General features: G+C 72.2%; 17 protein-coding genes. 15 read left to right on the top strand and 2 right to left on the bottom strand.

Going from position 1 to position 17721, the window contains the following annotated elements:
* Positions 1-77 precede the first annotated feature (77 nt).
* On the top strand, positions 78-626 hold the full coding sequence (locus PUR26_RS13800) for a YbjN domain-containing protein (protein ID WP_329872527.1): 549 nt from the start codon (positions 78-80) through the stop codon (positions 624-626).
* Positions 627-654: 28 nt separating this feature from the next.
* Here PUR26_RS13800 and PUR26_RS13795 read toward each other — a convergent pair whose 3' ends face one another.
* Entirely contained in the window at positions 655-1905 is a 1251-nt protein-coding gene (locus tag PUR26_RS13795; RefSeq protein WP_329872524.1) for a hypothetical protein, read from the bottom strand.
* A gap of 233 nt (positions 1906-2138) precedes the next feature.
* On the opposite strand from PUR26_RS13795, the gene PUR26_RS13790 reads away from it, so the two are divergent.
* Together PUR26_RS13790 and PUR26_RS13785 are read left to right on the top strand one after the other, a co-directional pair.
* On the top strand, positions 2139-2624 hold the full coding sequence (locus PUR26_RS13790; protein WP_329872523.1) for a prevent-host-death family protein: 486 nt from the start codon (positions 2139-2141) through the stop codon (positions 2622-2624).
* A complete protein-coding gene (locus PUR26_RS13785; RefSeq protein WP_329872522.1) occupies positions 2621-2971 on the top strand; it encodes a hypothetical protein in 351 nt (116 codons plus the stop codon). The genes PUR26_RS13790 and PUR26_RS13785 overlap by 4 nt, the downstream gene beginning before the upstream one ends.
* A 78-nt stretch (positions 2972-3049) precedes the next feature.
* Here the strand turns inward: PUR26_RS13785 and PUR26_RS13780 are convergent, their stop codons facing one another.
* A complete protein-coding gene (locus tag PUR26_RS13780) occupies positions 3050-4255 on the bottom strand; it encodes a pyridoxal phosphate-dependent aminotransferase (RefSeq protein ID WP_443077069.1) in 1206 nt (401 codons plus the stop codon).
* A 774-nt stretch (positions 4256-5029) separates the two neighbouring features.
* On the opposite strand from PUR26_RS13780, the gene PUR26_RS13775 reads away from it, so the two are divergent.
* From PUR26_RS13775 to kynU, 12 genes are all read left to right on the top strand, one after another.
* The gene (locus PUR26_RS13775; protein WP_329872519.1) at positions 5030-5551 is read left to right on the top strand and encodes a DUF2617 family protein; all 522 of its coding nucleotides are present in this window, start codon (positions 5030-5032) and stop codon (positions 5549-5551) included.
* A 50-nt stretch (positions 5552-5601) separates the two neighbouring features.
* On the top strand, positions 5602-7245 hold the full coding sequence (locus tag PUR26_RS13770; RefSeq protein ID WP_329872518.1) for a polyamine aminopropyltransferase: 1644 nt from the start codon (positions 5602-5604) through the stop codon (positions 7243-7245).
* 60 nt (positions 7246-7305) lie between these two features.
* On the top strand, positions 7306-8313 hold the full coding sequence (locus tag PUR26_RS13765; protein WP_329872517.1) for an SRPBCC domain-containing protein: 1008 nt from the start codon (positions 7306-7308) through the stop codon (positions 8311-8313).
* Positions 8314-8375: 62 nt separating this feature from the next.
* A complete protein-coding gene (locus PUR26_RS13760) occupies positions 8376-9134 on the top strand; it encodes an aldose epimerase family protein (protein ID WP_329872675.1) in 759 nt (252 codons plus the stop codon).
* A 24-nt stretch (positions 9135-9158) separates the two neighbouring features.
* Positions 9159-9707: an orotate phosphoribosyltransferase gene (pyrE, locus tag PUR26_RS13755; RefSeq protein ID WP_329872515.1), complete on the top strand. Its 549-nt coding sequence runs from the start codon at positions 9159-9161 to the stop codon at positions 9705-9707.
* A gap of 72 nt (positions 9708-9779) precedes the next feature.
* The gene (fbaA, locus tag PUR26_RS13750; RefSeq protein WP_329872513.1) at positions 9780-10922 is read left to right on the top strand and encodes a class II fructose-bisphosphate aldolase; all 1143 of its coding nucleotides are present in this window, start codon (positions 9780-9782) and stop codon (positions 10920-10922) included.
* Between the two features lie 54 nt (positions 10923-10976).
* Entirely contained in the window at positions 10977-12155 is a 1179-nt protein-coding gene (locus PUR26_RS13745) for a MalY/PatB family protein (protein ID WP_329872512.1), read from the top strand.
* Between the two features lie 128 nt (positions 12156-12283).
* A complete protein-coding gene (locus PUR26_RS13740) occupies positions 12284-13780 on the top strand; it encodes an MFS transporter (protein ID WP_329872510.1) in 1497 nt (498 codons plus the stop codon).
* A 157-nt stretch (positions 13781-13937) separates the two neighbouring features.
* A complete protein-coding gene (locus tag PUR26_RS13735; RefSeq protein ID WP_329872508.1) occupies positions 13938-14351 on the top strand; it encodes a DUF3151 domain-containing protein in 414 nt (137 codons plus the stop codon).
* Between the two features lie 171 nt (positions 14352-14522).
* Positions 14523-15422, top strand: coding sequence for a DUF3152 domain-containing protein (locus tag PUR26_RS13730; RefSeq protein ID WP_329872506.1), 900 nt, complete (start codon positions 14523-14525; stop codon positions 15420-15422).
* Positions 15423-15527: 105 nt separating this feature from the next.
* Positions 15528-16373: a tryptophan 2,3-dioxygenase gene (locus tag PUR26_RS13725; RefSeq protein ID WP_329872504.1), complete on the top strand. Its 846-nt coding sequence runs from the start codon at positions 15528-15530 to the stop codon at positions 16371-16373.
* Entirely contained in the window at positions 16366-17679 is a 1314-nt protein-coding gene (kynU, locus tag PUR26_RS13720; protein WP_329872503.1) for a kynureninase, read from the top strand. The genes PUR26_RS13725 and kynU overlap by 8 nt, the downstream gene beginning before the upstream one ends.
* The last annotated feature ends 42 nt before the right edge of the window (positions 17680-17721 follow it).

The raw sequence follows: 17721 nt of genomic DNA, 5'->3' as shown, positions 1-17721 counted from the left end.
GATCGCCTCGGTTGGGCTTGCCACCCCCCGCCCGCGATGGGGGAGGATGGCGGCATCCGTACGAAGGGAAAAACACGGTGAGCATCGACCCGTCCTCGATTCCGAATTTCGGGGGCCAGCCCCAGCCTCAGGCCGCAGGACCGGCGGGCCCCGTCGTCCCCGACCAGGACCTGGTCAAGCAGCTCCTCGAACAGATGGAGCTGAAGTACGTCGTCGACGACGAGGGTGACCTCGCGGCGCCGTGGGAGGAGTTCCGCACCTACTTCATGTTCCGTGGCGAGGAGGACCAGCAGGTCTTCTCGGTGCGGACGTTCTACGACCGGCCGCACCCGGTCCACGACCGGTCCAAGATCCTCGACACGATCGACGACTGGAACCGCCGCACCCTGTGGCCCAAGGTCTACACGCACCTCCACGAGGACGAGCAGGGCGGCGCGACCGTACGGCTCATCGGCGAGGCCCAGATGCTGATCGGAACGGGCGTCAGCCTGGAGCACTTCGTGCAGTCGACGGTCAGCTGGGTGCGCGCCTCGATCGAGTTCGACAAGTGGCTGGTCGAGCAGTTCGGCCTGGAGCCGGCCGAGGGCGCCGAGGGCGAGGAGAAGCCCGGCGACGAGGCGGTCTGACCAGGGCCTCCCTCGCCCGGGGCCGCCGCTACAGCGCCATCTCGGCGACGGTCAGCACATAGGTCCCGTACGCGAACGACAGCCCGGCCAGGGCGGCGATCACCATGACCGCCGCCCTGGGCCGGGCTTTTCGCAGCGCGCACGCCAGGGGCAGCAGCAGCGGGAAGGCCGGCAGCAGGAAGCGCGGCTTCGACTCGAAGAACCCCGACCCGCCCACCGCGATCAGCACCAGCACCGCCGTGTAGACGAGCAGCGGCAGCGGCGGCCGGTCCAGCAGGAACAGCGCGAACAGCAGTACCCCGGCTCCCGTGAGGAGCAGCGCCATCGTGAAACCGAGGTCCATGGGCCTGGTCACGATCGTCCGGACGAAGCGCAGGGTGCCGGCGCCGAAGTCGAACCGCGAGGTCCAGCCCTTCTGCACCGCGAAGTAGCCGCCCAGCGGATCGCCCTCGCGCGTCCCCACCCACAGCACGTAGCCCAGCCAGCCGGCGGGGGCCAGCGCGGCCGCCGCCCAGATCCGGCGGTCGGACCGCAGGGGCTCCCGGCGCCGCCGCAGCAGCAGGTACCCCTCGTACGCGGCCGCCGCGACGACCGCCGCCGCCACCGCGATGCCGTTCGGCCGGGAGGCGCCCGCGAGCGCCGCCAGCACGCCCGCCGACAGCCAGCGCCGGGTCAGCACCGCGTACAGCGACCAGGCGGCGAACGCCGTCAGCAACGGCTCGGTGTACGCCATGGAGAGCACGATCGAGTGCGGCAGCAGCCCCCACAGCAGCACCAGGGCCGTCGCGACGGCCCGCCCGTGCAGCCGCTCACCGATCAGATGGATCCCCCAGGCCGCCGCCCCGGCGGCGGTCCAGGAGACCAGCAGCCCCGCGGTGCCGCCCGCGACCGGCAGCACCGTCGACACCCCCCGTACCAGCCCCGGGTAGAGCGGGAAGAACGCCAGGTCGGACTGGACCACGCCGCCCGGCCAGTGCAGGACCTTGCCGTAGCCGTGCGCGGCGATCCGCAGGTACCAGTCGGAGTCCCAGGACATGGCCAGCAGCGCCCGCGGCGAGCGGCCGATGTGCCAGGCCCACAGCGCCATGACGGCCATCCCCGTGAGCCGGGCCGCGGCGAACAGTCCCAGGGCCGGGGCGGCGCGGTGCAGCGCGGCACGCCAGCGGGGGACCGGCCCGGCGCCGGCGGGCGCCGCGTGGTCGAAGGTCTCGGCGGACAGGGTGCACCTCCGTGCGCGCGTGATCGTTCCCCCCGACCTTCGGCGGCACGCGACGGCCACGCGAGTGCTGAGGGCCCGCCCGGGTGGTTGGTCCCCGTGACGGGCCCGGGCTCGCGTGTCGCCGTGACAGCGCCCGGCTCAGCCGCTACCGGCTCAGCCGCCGGCGAGTCCCTTCAGCCGGCCCACGGCGTCCCGCAGCACCTCGGGGCGTTTGCAGAGGGTCAAGGTGAGCGCATCGAAAGCCGGACTGCCTTCCTCTTGAAATCAGATCGTGATCTGAGTAAGCTCTGATTATGTCTACCGCACGTCTGGCAGCAGAAACGGAATCCGTCTCCTTCACCGACCTCTCCCGCAACCCCAAGGGTGTCGCGGCTAGGGCTGCTGCCTTGGGGCGGCTTCGGATCACGCATCGGGACGCGCCGGACATGGTCCTGACCACAGCGGTGCGCGCGGAGGGTGCGGAGGAGAATTTGACCACCGCGTCGCGGCTTTTCCTCGCACTGATGAAGCAGGATGACGGTGCCAGAGCACTCCTCCTCGCACTGCCTGAGGTGTTTCCCTGGGCGCGGCACCTGGACGCGGAAGAGGTTCGGGCCTTCACCGTCGAGCTTCTCGAAGCACTGTCGGATGCTGCCGAACTAGGGGCGGGAGAGGCCGTGCATCGCGCGATCGTCTCCTGGCGCGCCACGGCTCGCATCAATGCTGATCCCGAGCAGCTCAGAGAGTCGCTGCGCCCGCTCGGCGGTGACGACCTCGGCCCGGTCGAGGTGCGTGGGTGAGTCCGAAGAAGGGGGACCGGGTCAGTGTTCCGCCCCTCAGCGGGTGGAACGTCGTCTTCGGGACCACAGAGGCGGTGACCGGCTGGGAGGAACTGTGCCGTGTCGCGTTGCCGAGCGCACATCGGTGCCTGGACGCCCTTCGAAGCGACCCCGTGTCCCGGTCCAACTGGAATCGCCAGCATCAGCTACGGGGCAGGCACGCGACCAAGGTGTGGAAGGGGTCCGACCTCGAACAGTGGGAGTACGAGGTCACCAGCGGTGGTCGAGTGCGCTACCTGGTCAGCGCGGAGACTTCCACGGTGATCCTCGTGTATGCCTCGCCGCGGCATCCGAAAGACACCGACTGAGCCTGAGCCGTTTCTTGGCCGGGGCCCGCGAGCAGGCCCCGACCCTGCACCTCGGCGGACCGCCTTCCACGCGCTCCGTCAGACCGCCAACCGCTTGAGGCGGCTCACCGCCTCATCCAACACACCCCTCCGCTTGCAGAACGCGAAGCGCACGAACGGAGCGCCCTGGGCGCGGTGGTCGTAGAAGACCGCCGTGGGGATGGCGACCACCCCGCACCGCTCGGGCAGCTCCCGGCAGAACGCGATGCCGTCGCTCGCGCCCAGCGGACGGATGTCGGCCGTGACGAAGTACGTGCCGGCGGGGCGGTGGACCCCGAAGCCGGCCTCGGCCAGCCCGTCGCTCAGCAGGTTCCGCCTGGCCTCCAGACCGGCTCGCAGATCGTCGTAGTAGGTGTCCGGCAGACGCAGCGCCTCGGCGATCGCGTACTGGAACGGTCCGCCGGAGACGAACGTCAGGAACTGCTTGGCGGAGCGCACGGCGGTGGTCAGCTCGGGGCTCGCGGTCACCCACCCGATCTTCCAACCGGTGAACGAATACGTTTTTCCCGCGGACGAGATGGTGACCGTGCGCTCGCGCATGCCGGGGAGCGAGGCGATCGGTACGTGCTCGGCGCCGCCGAAGACCAGGTGCTCGTAGACCTCGTCGGTGACCACCAGCAGATCGCGTTCGACGGCGAGCTCCGCGACGGCGGTGAGTTCCTCGCGGGTCAGGACGGTGCCGGTGGGGTTGTGCGGCGTGTTGAGCAGGATGAGCCGGGTGCGGTCGGTGACGGCGGCACGCAACTCGTCCAGGTCGAGGACGAAGCGTCCGCCCGCGGCTCCGCCGCCGGGCCCCTCCTGCGGCCGCAGGGTGACCGGGACGCGGGCACCGCCGGCCATCGCGATGGAGGCGGCGTACGAGTCGTAGTACGGCTCCAGCGCGATCACCTCGTCACCCGGTTCGACGAGTGCGAGCAGCGACGCGGCGATCGCCTCGGTGGCGCCGGCCGTGACGAGGACCTCGGTGTCGGGGTCGTACGCCAGGCCGTACCGCTTGAGCTGGTGCTCGGCGATCGCGGTACGCAGTTCGGGGACCCCGGGGCCCGGCGGGTACTGGTTGCCGCGGCCGTCGCGCAGGGCCCGTACCGCCGCCTCCCGGATCTCGTCGGGTCCGTCGGTGTCGGGAAAGCCCTGGCCCAGGTTGATCGCACCGGTCCTGACGGCCAGCGCGGACATCTCGGCGAAGATCGTCGTGCCGAACTCCGCGAGGCGGCGGTTGAGCAGCGGTCGTGTCATGGCGGCCATCCTGGGCCGAAGCTCCGGGGTTCCTCAAGTGTGCTTCGACGCCCGTCCCCCAGGGGGATCTCCCCGCTCCGGCTCCTCGTGCTCCGGCTCCTCCGGCGGGGCGGCTCCGCGGCTGAACGGCGGAACGCGGGGCCGAAGCTCTGGACTTGCTCAATTCGGATTAGGACCGGTGACGGCGGGGGCATCCCCCTCTCACGTACGACACGGGGGATGGTGGATCGGATGGAGTTCGCTCTGGTGTTTGCCGGGATCGCAGTGATCGCGGCTTTCATGGCGGTATCAGCCTCGCGGGGCGGGGGACGCAAGCGCCGCAGCCGCTCGGGTTCTTCGAGCAGCGGCAGCTGGTGGGCCGGCAGCGGCGGTGGTTCGTCCTGCGGGGGCGGGTCCTCCTGTGGTGGGGGTTCCTCCTGCGGTGGCGGGGGTGGGTGTGGTGGCGGCGGCAGCTGACACGGGGCAGCTGGCCCGCGACCACTGAAGGCGCCCTGGCGGGTGCAACTCCCGCCGGGCGCCCTTCTGTTGTGGTCGCAAGACGCTCGACTTGCCTTTTTTTGTTGAACAGTTGAACCGTGGGGCCCCCGAGGGGATGGAAACCACGGCAAGTTGGGTAAAAACACTATGAGTGTCCCCTCGTTCATGCTTCCCTCGCTGTGGGGAAAATCCGGCCCTCGGACCTCGTATGCGGACCCGAGCAGGCGCTTCCCGAGACCTCTTCCTCAATGACTCCTCCGGGGCACCCCCGGTCCACCCGTCGAACCGTGTTTGCGGAGCCGACCCATGCTCACGACCCTCCAGACCGCCTACACCGATACGCGCGCCGCCGACCTGGCCTGGGCGCTGGGCCGCGAGGCCCTCCCCGCCCTTGCCGTACTCGACCTCGAACTGTCCGGTGCCATACTCCAGCTGAGACTCCTCGGCGCGTCCCACCAGGTGCTGCTGGAGGAGGAGCGGGGCAGATGCTCCGAGACCGTCGCCTGTATCCCCGGCAGCAGCACGCCGCTTCCCCTCGGGGTGGCGAAACGGATCGGCGAATGGGAGTACGAATTCGCCGCGCGGGTCGAGACCCTCTCGCAGGGCTCCTTCGCCGGCCGCGCGCAGGAGTTGCTGGCGCTCGTGTCCGACCACCCGCACGGCCTGGCGGGCACCTTCCCCGGCTCGCCGTACGCGTTCACCGCGATGCTGGCGCAGCGCCACGAGGGCCAGGTCAGATGGCGCACCTGGCACGCGTACCCCCAGGAGGGGCAGCTCGTGGTGACCAGGACGAGGGTGGGTGTCCGTATGCCCGCGGCGCTTCAGTAGCACTCGTGTGGGTGACTCTTGGTTACAGTCGAGTGACGTAACGTTGCTGCATGATTGAAGCGCCCGTCTCCGTCTCCCGGACGCCCGCGCAGGGCGCGGCGCCACTGCCCGTGCGGGTGCGGGCGGGACGGTGCCTGGTGCTGGCCGCGGTCTTCGTCTGTGCCGCGTGCGGACTGGTCTACGAACTGGAACTGGTCGCCCTCGCCTCCTATCTGATCGGTGACTCCGTCACCCAGGCGTCCGTCGTCCTGTCGGTGATGGTCTTCGCGATGGGCGTCGGATCGCTGCTCGCCAAGCGGCTGCGCTGCCGGGCGGCCGTCGGCTTCGGGATGGTCGAGGCGGCGCTGGCGCTGATCGGCGGCTGTTCGGCTCTCGCGCTGTACGCCGCGTTCGCGTGGGTGGGCGAGTCGAGGTACGCGCTGGTGGGGTTCTCCCTTGCCATCGGAGTGCTGATCGGCGCGGAGATACCGCTTCTGATGATCCTGATCCAGCGCGTCTCGCGACGGGCCGAGCAGGACGCGGGCGGGACGGTGGCCGATCTGTTCGCCGCCGACTACGTGGGCGCGCTCGTCGGAGGGCTGGCCTTTCCGTTCCTGCTGCTGCCGTGGCTCGGGCAGTTGACCAGTTCCCTGCTCACCGGGGCGGTCAACACGATGGCCGGAGGCGTGCTGGTGCTCTGGCTGTTCGCGGGGGACCTGACGCGTCGCGAGCGATGGCTGGTGATCGTCGCCAACGTGACGGTTCTGACGGTGATCGCCACCGCGACCGTGCTGGCCGACGACTTCGAGCGGGCCGCGCGCCGGGCGGTGTACGGCGAGCGCGTGCGGGTCGCCGTCCGTACGGACGTGCAGGAGGTCGTGGTGACCGGGGAGCGCGGAGGGCCGCCCGAGCTGTTCCTCGACGGGCGGCTGAAGGTCAGCGGGCGCGACGAGCGCCGGTACCACCAGGCGCTGGTGCACCCCGCGATGCGCGGCCCGCACGCGCGCGTACTGATCCTGGGCGGGGGTGACGGGCTGGCCCTGCGGGAGGCCCTGCGCTACGACGGGGTCGAGTCGGTGACCGTCGTCGAACTGGACCCCGGGCTCGTGCGGCTGGCCCGTACCGACCCGGAACTGACCCGCCTCAACGACCACGCCTACGAGGACCCGAGGGTCCGGGTGGTGTACGGGGACGCCTTCCGGCGGCTGCGGGAGTCGGCGGGGGCGCCGGGCGGCCCGGGCGCGCTGGGCGTCCACGACGTCGTGATCTCCGATCTGCCCGACCCCGGCATCACCCGCAGCACCAAGCTCTACTCGGAGGAGTTCTACGGCCTGGCCGTGCGCGTGCTGGCGCCCGGCGGCCGGCTCGTGGTGCACGCGGGGCCGGTCGAGAGCCGCCCGCACACCTACTGGACGGTGGACGCCACCCTGCGGGCTGCCGGACTCGCGTCCCGGCCCTACTGCGCGACCGGGCGCATGTCCGGGTTCGCCGCGGATCCCGGCCGGTCCACCGACGGCGACGCCGTACCGCGCGACTGGGGGTTCCTCCTCGCCGCGCCGGGCGCCACCCCGCCGGAGCTCGGGCTCTCGCCGGACGCCCCGCAGGCGCGTGCGCTGGCCGGCGGGGCCCTCGCGGCCGGTGCCCGCCGGGCGGAGCGGGCCCGGCTGGACGACCTGCCGCCCTCGACCCTGGTGCACCCCCGGTACGGCGGGTGACCCCTTCGGCCTCGTGCGCGTGGGAGACGTGGCGGCCGGGCGTGGGTAGGCTCGGTTCCCATGGAGCATGAGGTGTTCGTTCCGGTTGCCGTACAGACCCTGCGTCGGGTGCTGGCGGATCCCGCCCGCGTCGCCCGTTGCGTACCGGGGTTCACCCAGGACGCCGACGCGACGGCCGACCCGCTGTCCGGGCGCCTGAAGGCGCGCGTCGACGGCCACACGATCACCTACCGGGGCCATCTGCGCGTCGTCGAGCAGGAGGACGGTGACTACGCCGTGACGGGCGAGGGCGCGGAGGCACGCGGATCGGGCTCGGTGAAGGTGGCCCTGACCGTACGCCCCGCCCCGGCGGAGGGCGGCACGACGCTCGCGTTCACGGGGACGTCGAGCGCGGAGGGCCGGCTGGCCGAACTCTCCACGGACGCCGCGGCCTCCACGGCCCACCGTCTGCTGGACCGGTTCGCCGAATCGCTGGCCGAGGTCGCGTCGCTCGGCGCGGCGGACGCCGGTGACGGCCCGGCGGACGCCGGTGACGGCCCGGTGGGCGAGGGCGGCGAAGCCCATGAGAACCATCGTGGCGAGAGCCGTGACGGCCAGGACGACCCCGACGGGCGCGAACCCCGCGACGAGGGCGGCGAGGAGCAACAGGGGAGCGCGGGCGACCCGGGCGCCGGGGCGGAGGCCATCGCGGCCGACGAGGGCTTCGACGACGATGTGGAACAGGGCAAGGAGGACAGCCCGTCCGTGTTCGACACACCCGTGCCGCCGCCGTCGCTGGACCCTTCCCCCACGTTCGGCGCGGAGCCCTTCGCCGACGCCGAGTTCACCGTCCCCAGCGGTCCGCCGCTGCCCGACCCGCCGCCCGCCGAAGCCGCGCACGCCCGGCGCACCATGATCGGCCGCAGTGCCGAAGAGGTCGACCACGCGCCGCCGCGCGGCCGCTACGCGCCCACACCCGGTCCGGAGGGGTCGTCGGCCGCCGACACACTGCGCTGGCTCGCTCCCGCCGCCGCACTCGCGCTCGCATCGGCTGTGGTGGTCGGACGCGCGCTGCGCCGTCGCAAGTAGTGTCGGGCGGTGTGAATGTGAGCAGCGAAGAGAACATCCGGCTGTCCGCCGGAGATGTCGACATGACCGTGGTCCCGGCGAACGGCGGCCGCATCGGCAGCCTTCGTGTGGCCGGGACCGAACTGCTGCGCCAGGGCGAGCGGTACGGCTGTTTCCCGATGGTGCCCTGGTGCGGACGGCTCGCGCACGGCCGCTTCCGTAATGGCGCGACAGAGCATTCGATGCCGCTCAACTCGCCGCCGCACGCCATCCACGGCACCGGCCGCGACACCGTCTGGCGCACCGCCAGGGCCGACAAGGACGAGGCCGTCCTCTACTACGACCTCGCCGAACCCTGGCCGTACCCCGGACGGGTCACCCAGACCTTCGCCCTGACCGAGGAGTCGCTCACCCTCCAGCTCGGCGTCGAGACGTACGGCGACTCGTTCCCCGCGCAGGCGGGCTGGCACCCCTGGTTCAACCGACGCCTCGGGGACGAGGACGCGGGCGAGGGCGTACGGATCGCCTTCGCCCCCGAGTGGCAGGAGGTGCGCGGTGAGGACCACCTGCCGACCGGCCGTCGCATCCCGCCCGGGCCCGGCCCGTGGGACGACTGCTTCGGCATGCCCGACGGCGTGGACGTCACCCTCACCTGGCCGGGGCGGCTGGAGCTGAGGGTCACCAGCTCCGCGCCCTGGGCCGTCGTGTACGACGAGCAGGAGGCCGCGGTCTGTGTGGAGCCCCAGTCGGGACCGCCGAACGGGCTCAACACCGATCCGCTCCTGGTCACGCCACTGGAGCCGCTGGAGATGACGTCCACCTGGACGTGGCGCCGGCTGTGAGGCGCCGGCTTTAAGCTCAATGGCATGACTGACGTACGCGCCGATCTGCTGCAGCAGATCAAGGACAAGGCCGTGGTGCACGGCAAGGTGACCCTCTCCTCGGGTCTGGAGGCCGACTACTACGTCGATCTTCGCCGGATCACGCTGGACGGCGCGGCCTCTCCGCTCGTCGGTCAGGTCATGCTCGATCTGACCGACGGCCTCGACTTCGACGCGGTGGGCGGTCTGACCCTCGGCGCCGACCCGGTCGCGACGGCGATGCTGCACGCCTCGGCCGCGCGCGGCCGGACGCTCGACGCGTTCGTCGTACGCAAGGCCGCCAAGGCGCACGGCATGCAGCGCCGGGTCGAGGGGCCGGACATCAAGGGCCGTCGGGTCCTGATCGTCGAGGACACCTCCACCACCGGCGGCTCGCCGCTCACCGCCGTCGAGGCGGCCCGTGAGGCCGGCGCCGAGGTCGTCGCGGTGGCGACGATCGTGGACCGGGCGACCGGCGCGGGCGACAAGATCAGCGGAACGGCGGGGGTTCCGTACCTCTACGCCTACGCCCTGGACGAGCTGGGTCTCGCCTGACAGACGCGTGACCTGCGGTTCCTTGGAGGGGTGGATGGTTTCACGTGAAACCGTCCGCCCCTCGCCCCTGTCATGGGCATCCAAGGGGTGGAGCCCACGCGGCCATCTGGAAAGATAGGTGCGACGATGACGTCGCCCCCAGGTCAGGGATCAGCAAACGCAACGCAACCGCAGATCACAAGGAGCGGACAGATGCCCATCGCAACCCCCGAGGTCTACGCCGAGATGCTCGACCGGGCGAAGGCAGGCAAGTTCGCCTACCCGGCCATCAACGTCACGTCCACCCAGACCCTGCACGCCGCGCTGCGCGGTTTCGCGGAGGCCGAGAGTGACGGCATCATCCAGATCTCGACCGGTGGGGCTGAGTTCCTGGGCGGCCAGTACAACAAGGACATGGTGACGGGCGCGGTCGCGCTCGCCGAGTTCGCGCACGTCGTCGCCGACAAGTACGACATCACGGTCGCGCTGCACACGGACCACTGCCCGAAGGACAAGCTGGACGGTTACGTCCGCCCGCTGCTCGACATCTCCGCCGAGCGCGTCGCCAAGGGTCTCAACCCGCTCTTCCAGTCCCACATGTGGGACGGCTCGGCCGAGACCCTTGAGGAGAACCTGGCCATCGGCAAGGAGCTGCTCGCCAAGGCCGCCGCCGCCAAGATCATCCTTGAGGTCGAGATCACCCCGACCGGTGGCGAGGAGGACGGCGTCACCCACGAGATCAACGACGAGCTGTACACCACCGTCGACGACGCGCTGCGCACCGCCGAGGCGCTCGGCCTGGGCGAGAAGGGCCGCTACCTGCTGGCCGCCTCCTTCGGCAATGTCCACGGTGTCTACAAGCCGGGCAACGTCGTGCTCCGTCCCGAGCTGCTCAAGGACCTCCAGGAGGGCGTGGCGGCGAAGTACGGCAAGGCGTCGCCGTTCGACTTCGTCTTCCACGGTGGCTCCGGATCGACCGCCGAGGAGATCGCCACGGCGCTGGAGAACGGCGTCGTGAAGATGAACCTCGACACGGACACGCAGTATGCCTTCACGCGTCCGGTCGCGGACCACATGTTCAAGAACTACGACGGTGTCCTGAAGGTCGACGGCGAGGTCGGCTCGAAGAAGACCTACGACCCGCGCACCTGGGGCAAGCTGGCCGAGGCGGGCATGGCCAAGCGCGTGTCCGAGGCGTGTGTCGCGCTGCGCTCGGCCGGTACCAAGCTGAAGTAGGCACGCGGTAGCCAAGACGGGCCCGGCATCGCGTGCGCGGTGTCGGGCCCTGTCATGTCTGGAGGCTTCGTGACGTACGACTTCGATACGGCCATCGACCGGCGCGGTACCTCATGCGTCCAGTGGGACGGGGTGGCGGACCGTTTCGGGGTGGACGGGCTGCTTCCGTTCACCATCTCCGACATGGATTTCACCTCTCCGCCCGAGGTGCTGGACGCCCTGCGGCAGCGCGTCGCGCACGGGGTCTTCGGCTACACGGACTGGCGGCTGGGGGACTTCCGGGCGGCGATACGCCACTGGTACGGGACGAGGTTCGGCACCGCGCTCGACCCGGAGTCGATCGTGTACGCGCCGTCCGTCCTCAACCAGCTCTCCCAGCTGCTCCGTATGTGGACGGAGCCGGGGGACGGGGTGGTCGTGCACACCCCGACGTACGACGGCTTCACCAAGGTGCTGTCGGGGCTCGGGCGGGAGCCGCGGGGCGTGCCGGTGGACGACGGGGCCGCGCTGGAGCGGCAGCTCGCGCGGCCGGACTCCAAGGTGCTGCTGCTGTGCTCGCCGCACAACCCGACGGGCCGGGTGTGGACGCGGCCGGAGCTCGCCGCGTTCGCGCGGCTGGCCGCCCACCACGGTGCCGCCGTCATCAGCGACGAGATCCACGCGGATCTGGTGCACGACGGCCGGCGCCATCTGCCGTGGACCGCGGTCGCGGATGGCGGCCCGGGCCGCTGGGCCGTGATCACCTCGGCGTCGAAGGCGTTCAACTTCCCGGCGCTGAACGGCTCGTACGGGATCATCGGCGATCCGGCCGAGCGGGCGGCGTTCCTGCGCCGGATGGAGACGGCCGAGGGGCTCGCCTCGCCGGCGGTGCTCTCGCTCACCGCCCACATCGCGGCCTACCGGCGGGGCGCGGCCTGGCTGGACGAGCTGCGCGCGTATGTGGCGGGCAGTCTGGGCATGCTCGCCGATCGTCTGGCGTCGGCCTTTCCGCAGCTGGGGTGGGAGCCGCCGCAGGCCGGCTATCTCGCGTGGGTCGATCTGCGGCCGCTGGCGGTGGACGGCGACGCGCTCCAGCGGGAGCTGGTCGAGCACGAGAAGGTCGCGATCATGCCGGGCCGGGTGTACGGGGCGGACGGTTTCGTCCGCCTCAACCTCGGCTGCCCGCGCGCCAAGGCCGAAGCGGGCACGGACGCCCTGATCCGGGCCCTGACGCGGTTGGTGCCCGGAGGCTGACGCGGTGGGTGCCCGGGCCCTGGCACGGTGGGCGCCCAGGGGCTGACGCGGTGGGCCGCCCCCGGCCGCCGCGGCCATGCGGTGACCATGCGGTGGCCGGGGTGTGCCCGGGACGGCAGGATGCCCCTATGGACATCAGGCTGGCGTCGGCGACCGGCCGATGGGTGGTGCTCACCACCGTGCTGGGATCCGGCATGGCCCTGCTGGACTCGACCGTCGTCAACGTCGCCCTGCCCCGCATCGGCGAGGATCTCGGCGCGGACATGGCGGACCTCCAGTGGACCGTCAACGCCTACATGCTCACCCTCGCCGGGCTGATCCTGCTGGGCGGGGCGCTGGGGGACCGCTTCGGGCGGCGGCGGGTGTTCGTGGTGGGGGTGGTGTGGTTCGCCGTGGCGTCGCTGCTGTGCGGGCTCGCGCCGAACACCCTCGTACTGATCATCGCCCGGGCGCTGCAGGGCGTCGGCGGGGCCCTGCTCACACCCGGCTCGCTCGCGTTGATCCAGGCGAGTTTCCACCCCGACGACCGGGCCCGCGCCGTGGGGCTGTGGTCCGGCTTCGGCGGGGTCGGTGCGGCCGTGGGCCCGTTCGTGGGCGGGTGGCTGGTCGACGGGCCCGGCTGGCGCTGGGTCTTCCTCATCAACGTGCCGCTGGCCGCGCTGTGCGTGCCGGTCGCGCTGCGGCACGTACCGGAATCGCGGGACGAACGGGCGCACGGGCGGTTCGACGTGCTGGGCGCGGTCCTCGGCGCGCTGGCGCTCGCACTGGTCACCTATGGGCTGATCGACGAGAACTGGTGGACGGGGGCGGCCGGCGTGGTCGTCGGCGCGGTCTTCGTGGGGGTCGAGCGCCGGCGGTCCGAGCCGATGCTGCCGCCCTCGATCTTCGCTTCCCGCCTGTTCACGGCGGTCAACCTGGTGACGTTGTGCGTGTACGCGGCGTTCGGCGGCTTCTTCTTCCTGGCGACCCTCCATCTGCAGGTGGTGTCCGGGTACTCGGCGCTCGGGGCGGGCACGGCGCTGCTGCCCACCACGGTGCTCATGCTGCTGCTCTCGGCCAGGTCGGGGGAGTGGGGGCAGCGGCTGGGTCCGCGCGTTCCGCTGACCGTGGGGCCGCTGCTGTGCGCCGCCGGGATGCTGCTGATGCTGCGGGTCGGTACGGACGCCTCCTACGTACGCGACGTGCTGCCCGCCCTGGTGGTGCTGGGGCTCGGCATGGTCGTCCTGGTGGCCCCGCTGACCGCGACGGTCCTGGCGTCGGTCGAGACCGGCCGGGCCGGGCTGGCCAGCGGCATCAACAACGCGGCCGCCCGCGCGGCGGGCCTGCTGGCCGTGGCGGCGCTGCCGCTGCTGGCCGGGATGGGTCCGGAGGCCTACCGCTCGGCGCAGGAGTTCGAGGCGACGTTCCGCAGGGCGATGCCGATGTGCGCGGGGGTGCTGGTGCTGGGGTCCCTGATCGCCTGGTGGACGATCCGGGCCCCCCGGGCGGCCGGGCGCTGCCATCCGGAATGCCGGGTGAACTGCGGGATCACCTCGCCGCCCCTGGAGCCGGACACGGCGCTGGAACCGGAGGGCACGGCCCCGGACCGGCAGGGCCCCCGCCCCGACCCCCGGGCCGGCACCTAGCCGCGGGCAGGCCCCGGGCTACGAGCCCTCCGCTCTGCCCCCCGGGCGGTGCCAGAGCCACCCGGGCGGTGCCAGAACCCTCCGGCCTGCCCCCGGGCGGTGCCCAGGCGCCGGCCCGCCGGCCGGAACCGCCCCGGCGACCTGTGACACTGGGGGCATGGCCATCCACGAGAACCTGCTGGGGGGACCGCCCCCCACCCATCTGCCCGACGATCCCGAGCCGCGCGAGCTGCTCGCGAGCGGGGCCGCCCCCGCCGACGTCGCCGCCAAGTACCCCACCTCCTCCCTGGCCTGGGCCCAGCTCGCCGACGACGCCTTCCAGGGCGGCCGGGTCGTCGAGTCGTACGCGTACGCCAGGACCGGCTACCACCGCGGCCTGGACTCCCTGCGCCGCAGCGGCTGGAAGGGGCACGGCCCGGTGCCGTGGGAGCACGAGCCCAACCGCGGCTTCCTGCGTGCCCTGAACGCCCTCGCCCGCGCCGCCCAGGCCATCGGCGAGCAGGAGGAGTCCGAGCGGTGCTCGACGTTCCTGCGCGACTCGTCCCCGCTGGCCGCGGACACCCTCGGCTGATCCGCCCACAGCCCCGGCACGGCCCGCCCCCGGCACGCCCGGCGCGGCGGGCCGACCCGTTTCCGGGCAACCGGGCCGGTACGATCGCACACACCATCGAATCGCAGCCGGCGCAGAGTCCCCCCACGGCGCTCTTCCCCCCACCCGGCCGGAGCAGGGGAGAAGTCTGTTTTGGGCAAGCGTGCCGCCGCACCCCGTGGACGCCGTCGCCGTCGGAGCAGCAGCAGTGGACGCGGCGGCGGACGCCGTTCGGCCGGCCCGATACTCCTGCTCGCCCTGGGCCTGATCGCCCTGTGCCTGGGCGGCGGCGCCGCCCTCGCGCACTGGCACGGCAGGGGCGAGCCCACCGCCACCGGGCCCGGCAACGCCGCGAGTCCCCTCGCGCCCCCCGCGCGGACACCCGTCGCAGAGCCGCCGCCCGCCCCCTCGCCCCCCGCCGCCGCGTCGCCCCGGGCCGGCCGCAGTGCCCCGCCCAGGGAGGCCGTGAAGGACCCGGCCCCGGTGACCGTGCCCTCCTCGGGCGACGGCACCTTCACCTCCGCGCGGACCTCCGGCGGCAAGGTCGGCTCGGGGACCCCGCGCCGCTACCGCGTCCAGGTGGAGGACGGCATCGACATCTCGGCCGGCCAGGCGGCGGAGGAGATCCAGAAGATCCTCGCCCATCCCCAGGGTTGGGCGGCCAATGGCCGAGGGTCCTTCCAACTGGTCGACAAGGACGCGGATTTCGTCATCCGTATCGCGACGCCGAAGACCGCCGACGCGCTCTGCCTCGCCCAAGGGCTGGACACCGGAGGAGAGTTGAACTGCGAGACGGTCGACGGCGTGGTGGTGAACCTCAAGCGCTGGATGCTGGGGTCCCCGACGTTCTCCGGCACCCCGGCCGAGTACCGTCACCTGATCATCAACCACGAGGTCGGGCACGAGATCGGCATCCGCGAGCACATGGGCTGCTCCGGTGCGGGCAAGCTCGCGCCGGTGATGATGCAGCAGATCAAGGGACTGGACGGCTGCGAGTCCAACGCGTGGCCGTATGACACCAGTGGCCGGTACATCACGGGGCCAGTCGTGTAATGATGCGACCGGGACCGCACGCGTGCGGTCCCGAGGGGACCGGGGCTCCACAGCCGGCTGGAAGGAGCGGACCGCTACCCGGTAGCACGCATTGAGGAGACAGCGATGTCTACTTACCCCGATGCCTCCGCAGCCGGTTCGGACACCCCGAACCTGGACTTCGCAGGTACGACGCCGTACGAGGACTACGTCCAGGCGGACGTCCTCACCCACCTCCAGCACCCGCTCTCGGACGATCCGGGAGAGATGGTCTTCCTGGTCACCACCCAGGTCATGGAGCTGTGGTTCACCGTGATCGTCCATGAGTGGGAGACGGCGAGCCGCGCCCTGCGCGAGGACCGCGTCCAGGTCGCGATGGACGCCCTGAAGCGGTCCGTACGGGAGCTGGAGGCGCTGAACGCCTCCTGGAAGCCGCTCGGCCAGCTCACCCCCGCACAGTTCAACGCCTACCGCAGCGCCCTGGGCGAGGGCTCCGGATTCCAGTCGGCGATGTACCGGCGGATGGAGTTCCTGCTGGGCGAGAAGTCGGCGTCGATGCTGGTCCCGCACCGGGGTGCGCCGCGCGTCCACGCGGAGCTGGAGAAGGCCCTCCAGGAGCCGAGTCTGTACGACGAGGTGCTGCGGCTCCTCGCCCGGCGCGGGTTCCCCGTCCCGGCGGAGGTCCTCCAGCGGGACCTGGCGCAGAAGTACGAGCCGGCCCGCGAGATCGAGGAGATCTGGGCCGGGATCTACGCCGGGGACGACCAGGGCGACGAGCTGGTCCGGCTCGGCGAGGCGCTGACGGACGTGGGCGAGCTGGTCTGGCGCTGGCGCAACGACCACCTGGTCGCCACGCGGCGGGCGATGGGCTCCAAGACCGGTACGGGCGGCTCGGCCGGTGTGGCCTGGCTGGAGAAGCGCGCCCGCAAGAACGTCTTCCCCGAGCTGTGGACGGCGCGCAGCCATGTCTGAGCAGCTGGAGAAGCGGGCGGCCGGGGCCGGGCGGCCGGCGAGCGGGACGGCCGGGGCCGAGCAGCTGAGGAAGGACGCGCTGGCGCTGGACGCCGAGGACGCGCTCGCCTCCGCGCGTGAGCTCTTCACCCTCGACGAGGGCGTCTACCTGGACGGCAACTCGCTGGGCGCGCTGCCCCGCCAGGTCCCGCTCCGGATGGCCGACGTGATCGGCCGCGAGTGGGGCGAGCTGCGCATCCGCTCGTGGGACGAGAGCGGCTGGTGGACCGCGCCGGAGCGGATCGGGGACCGGATCGCGCCGCTCGTCGGCGCGGCGCCGGGCCAGATCGTGGTCGGCGACTCGACGAGCGTCAACGTGTTCAAGGCGCTCGTGGGGGCGGTCCGGCTGGCCGACGCCGGACAGGGGCCCGGCGGCGCCCCGGGCGCGGGTGACGGCTCCGTCAGGGACGAGATCGTCGTCGACGTGTCGACGTTCCCCACGGACGGGTACATCGCGCAGTCGGCGGCCCGTCTGACCGGCAGGCGGCTGGTGCCGGTCGAGCCCGGGGACGTACCGGCCGCGGTCGGTCCGCGCACGGCCGCCGTCCTCGTCAACCACGTCGACTTCCGCACGGGCCGGCTGCACGACCTGCCCGGCATCACCGCGGCCGTCCGGGCGGCCGGCGCGATCTCGGTGTGGGACCTGTGCCACAGCGCGGGCGCGCTGCCGGTGGGCCTGGACGCGCACGGCGTGGACCTGGCGGTCGGCTGCACGTACAAGTACCTGAACGGCGGCCCCGGGGCGCCGGCCTACCTGTACGTCGCCGCGCGCCACCAGGCGGGCTTCGACTCCCCGCTGCCCGGCTGGAACTCGCACGCCGACCCGTTCGGCATGACGCCCGGCTACGCGCCGGCCGACGGCGCGGCGCGCGGCCGGGTCGGCACGCCCGACATCCTCTCGATGCTGGCGCTGGAATCGGCGCTGGACGTCTGGGACGGGGTCTCCATCGACGCCGTACGGGCCAAGAGCCTGGCGCTGACGGACTTCTTCCTGGAGTGCGTACGGGCGTATGTGCCCGAGGGCCTGGTCACCTCGTTGACGCCCGAGGAGCACGGGCAGCGGGGCAGCCAGGTGGCCCTGCGCTGCGCCGACGCCCCGGCCGTGATGAAGGAGCTGATCGCCCGCGGTGTCGTGGGTGATCTGCGCCGCCCCGACGTGCTGCGGTTCGGCTTCACCCCGCTGTACGTCGGCTTCGCCGACGCCGAGCGCGCGGCACGCGTGCTGGCGGAGGTGCTGGCGGACGTGCCGGCGGCTCCGACGCGGTGACGTCCGGCTTGATCTGCGGGGGCGCCGGTGCTGGTACCGTCC

It is taken from the genome of Streptomyces sp. SP18CS02 (genome assembly GCF_036322365.1).
In the GTDB taxonomy this organism is placed as follows: Bacteria; Actinomycetota; Actinomycetes; order Streptomycetales; family Streptomycetaceae; genus Streptomyces.
Note: the sequence above shows the minus strand (reverse complement) of the source record. Positions and strands in the feature narration are given on the sequence as shown.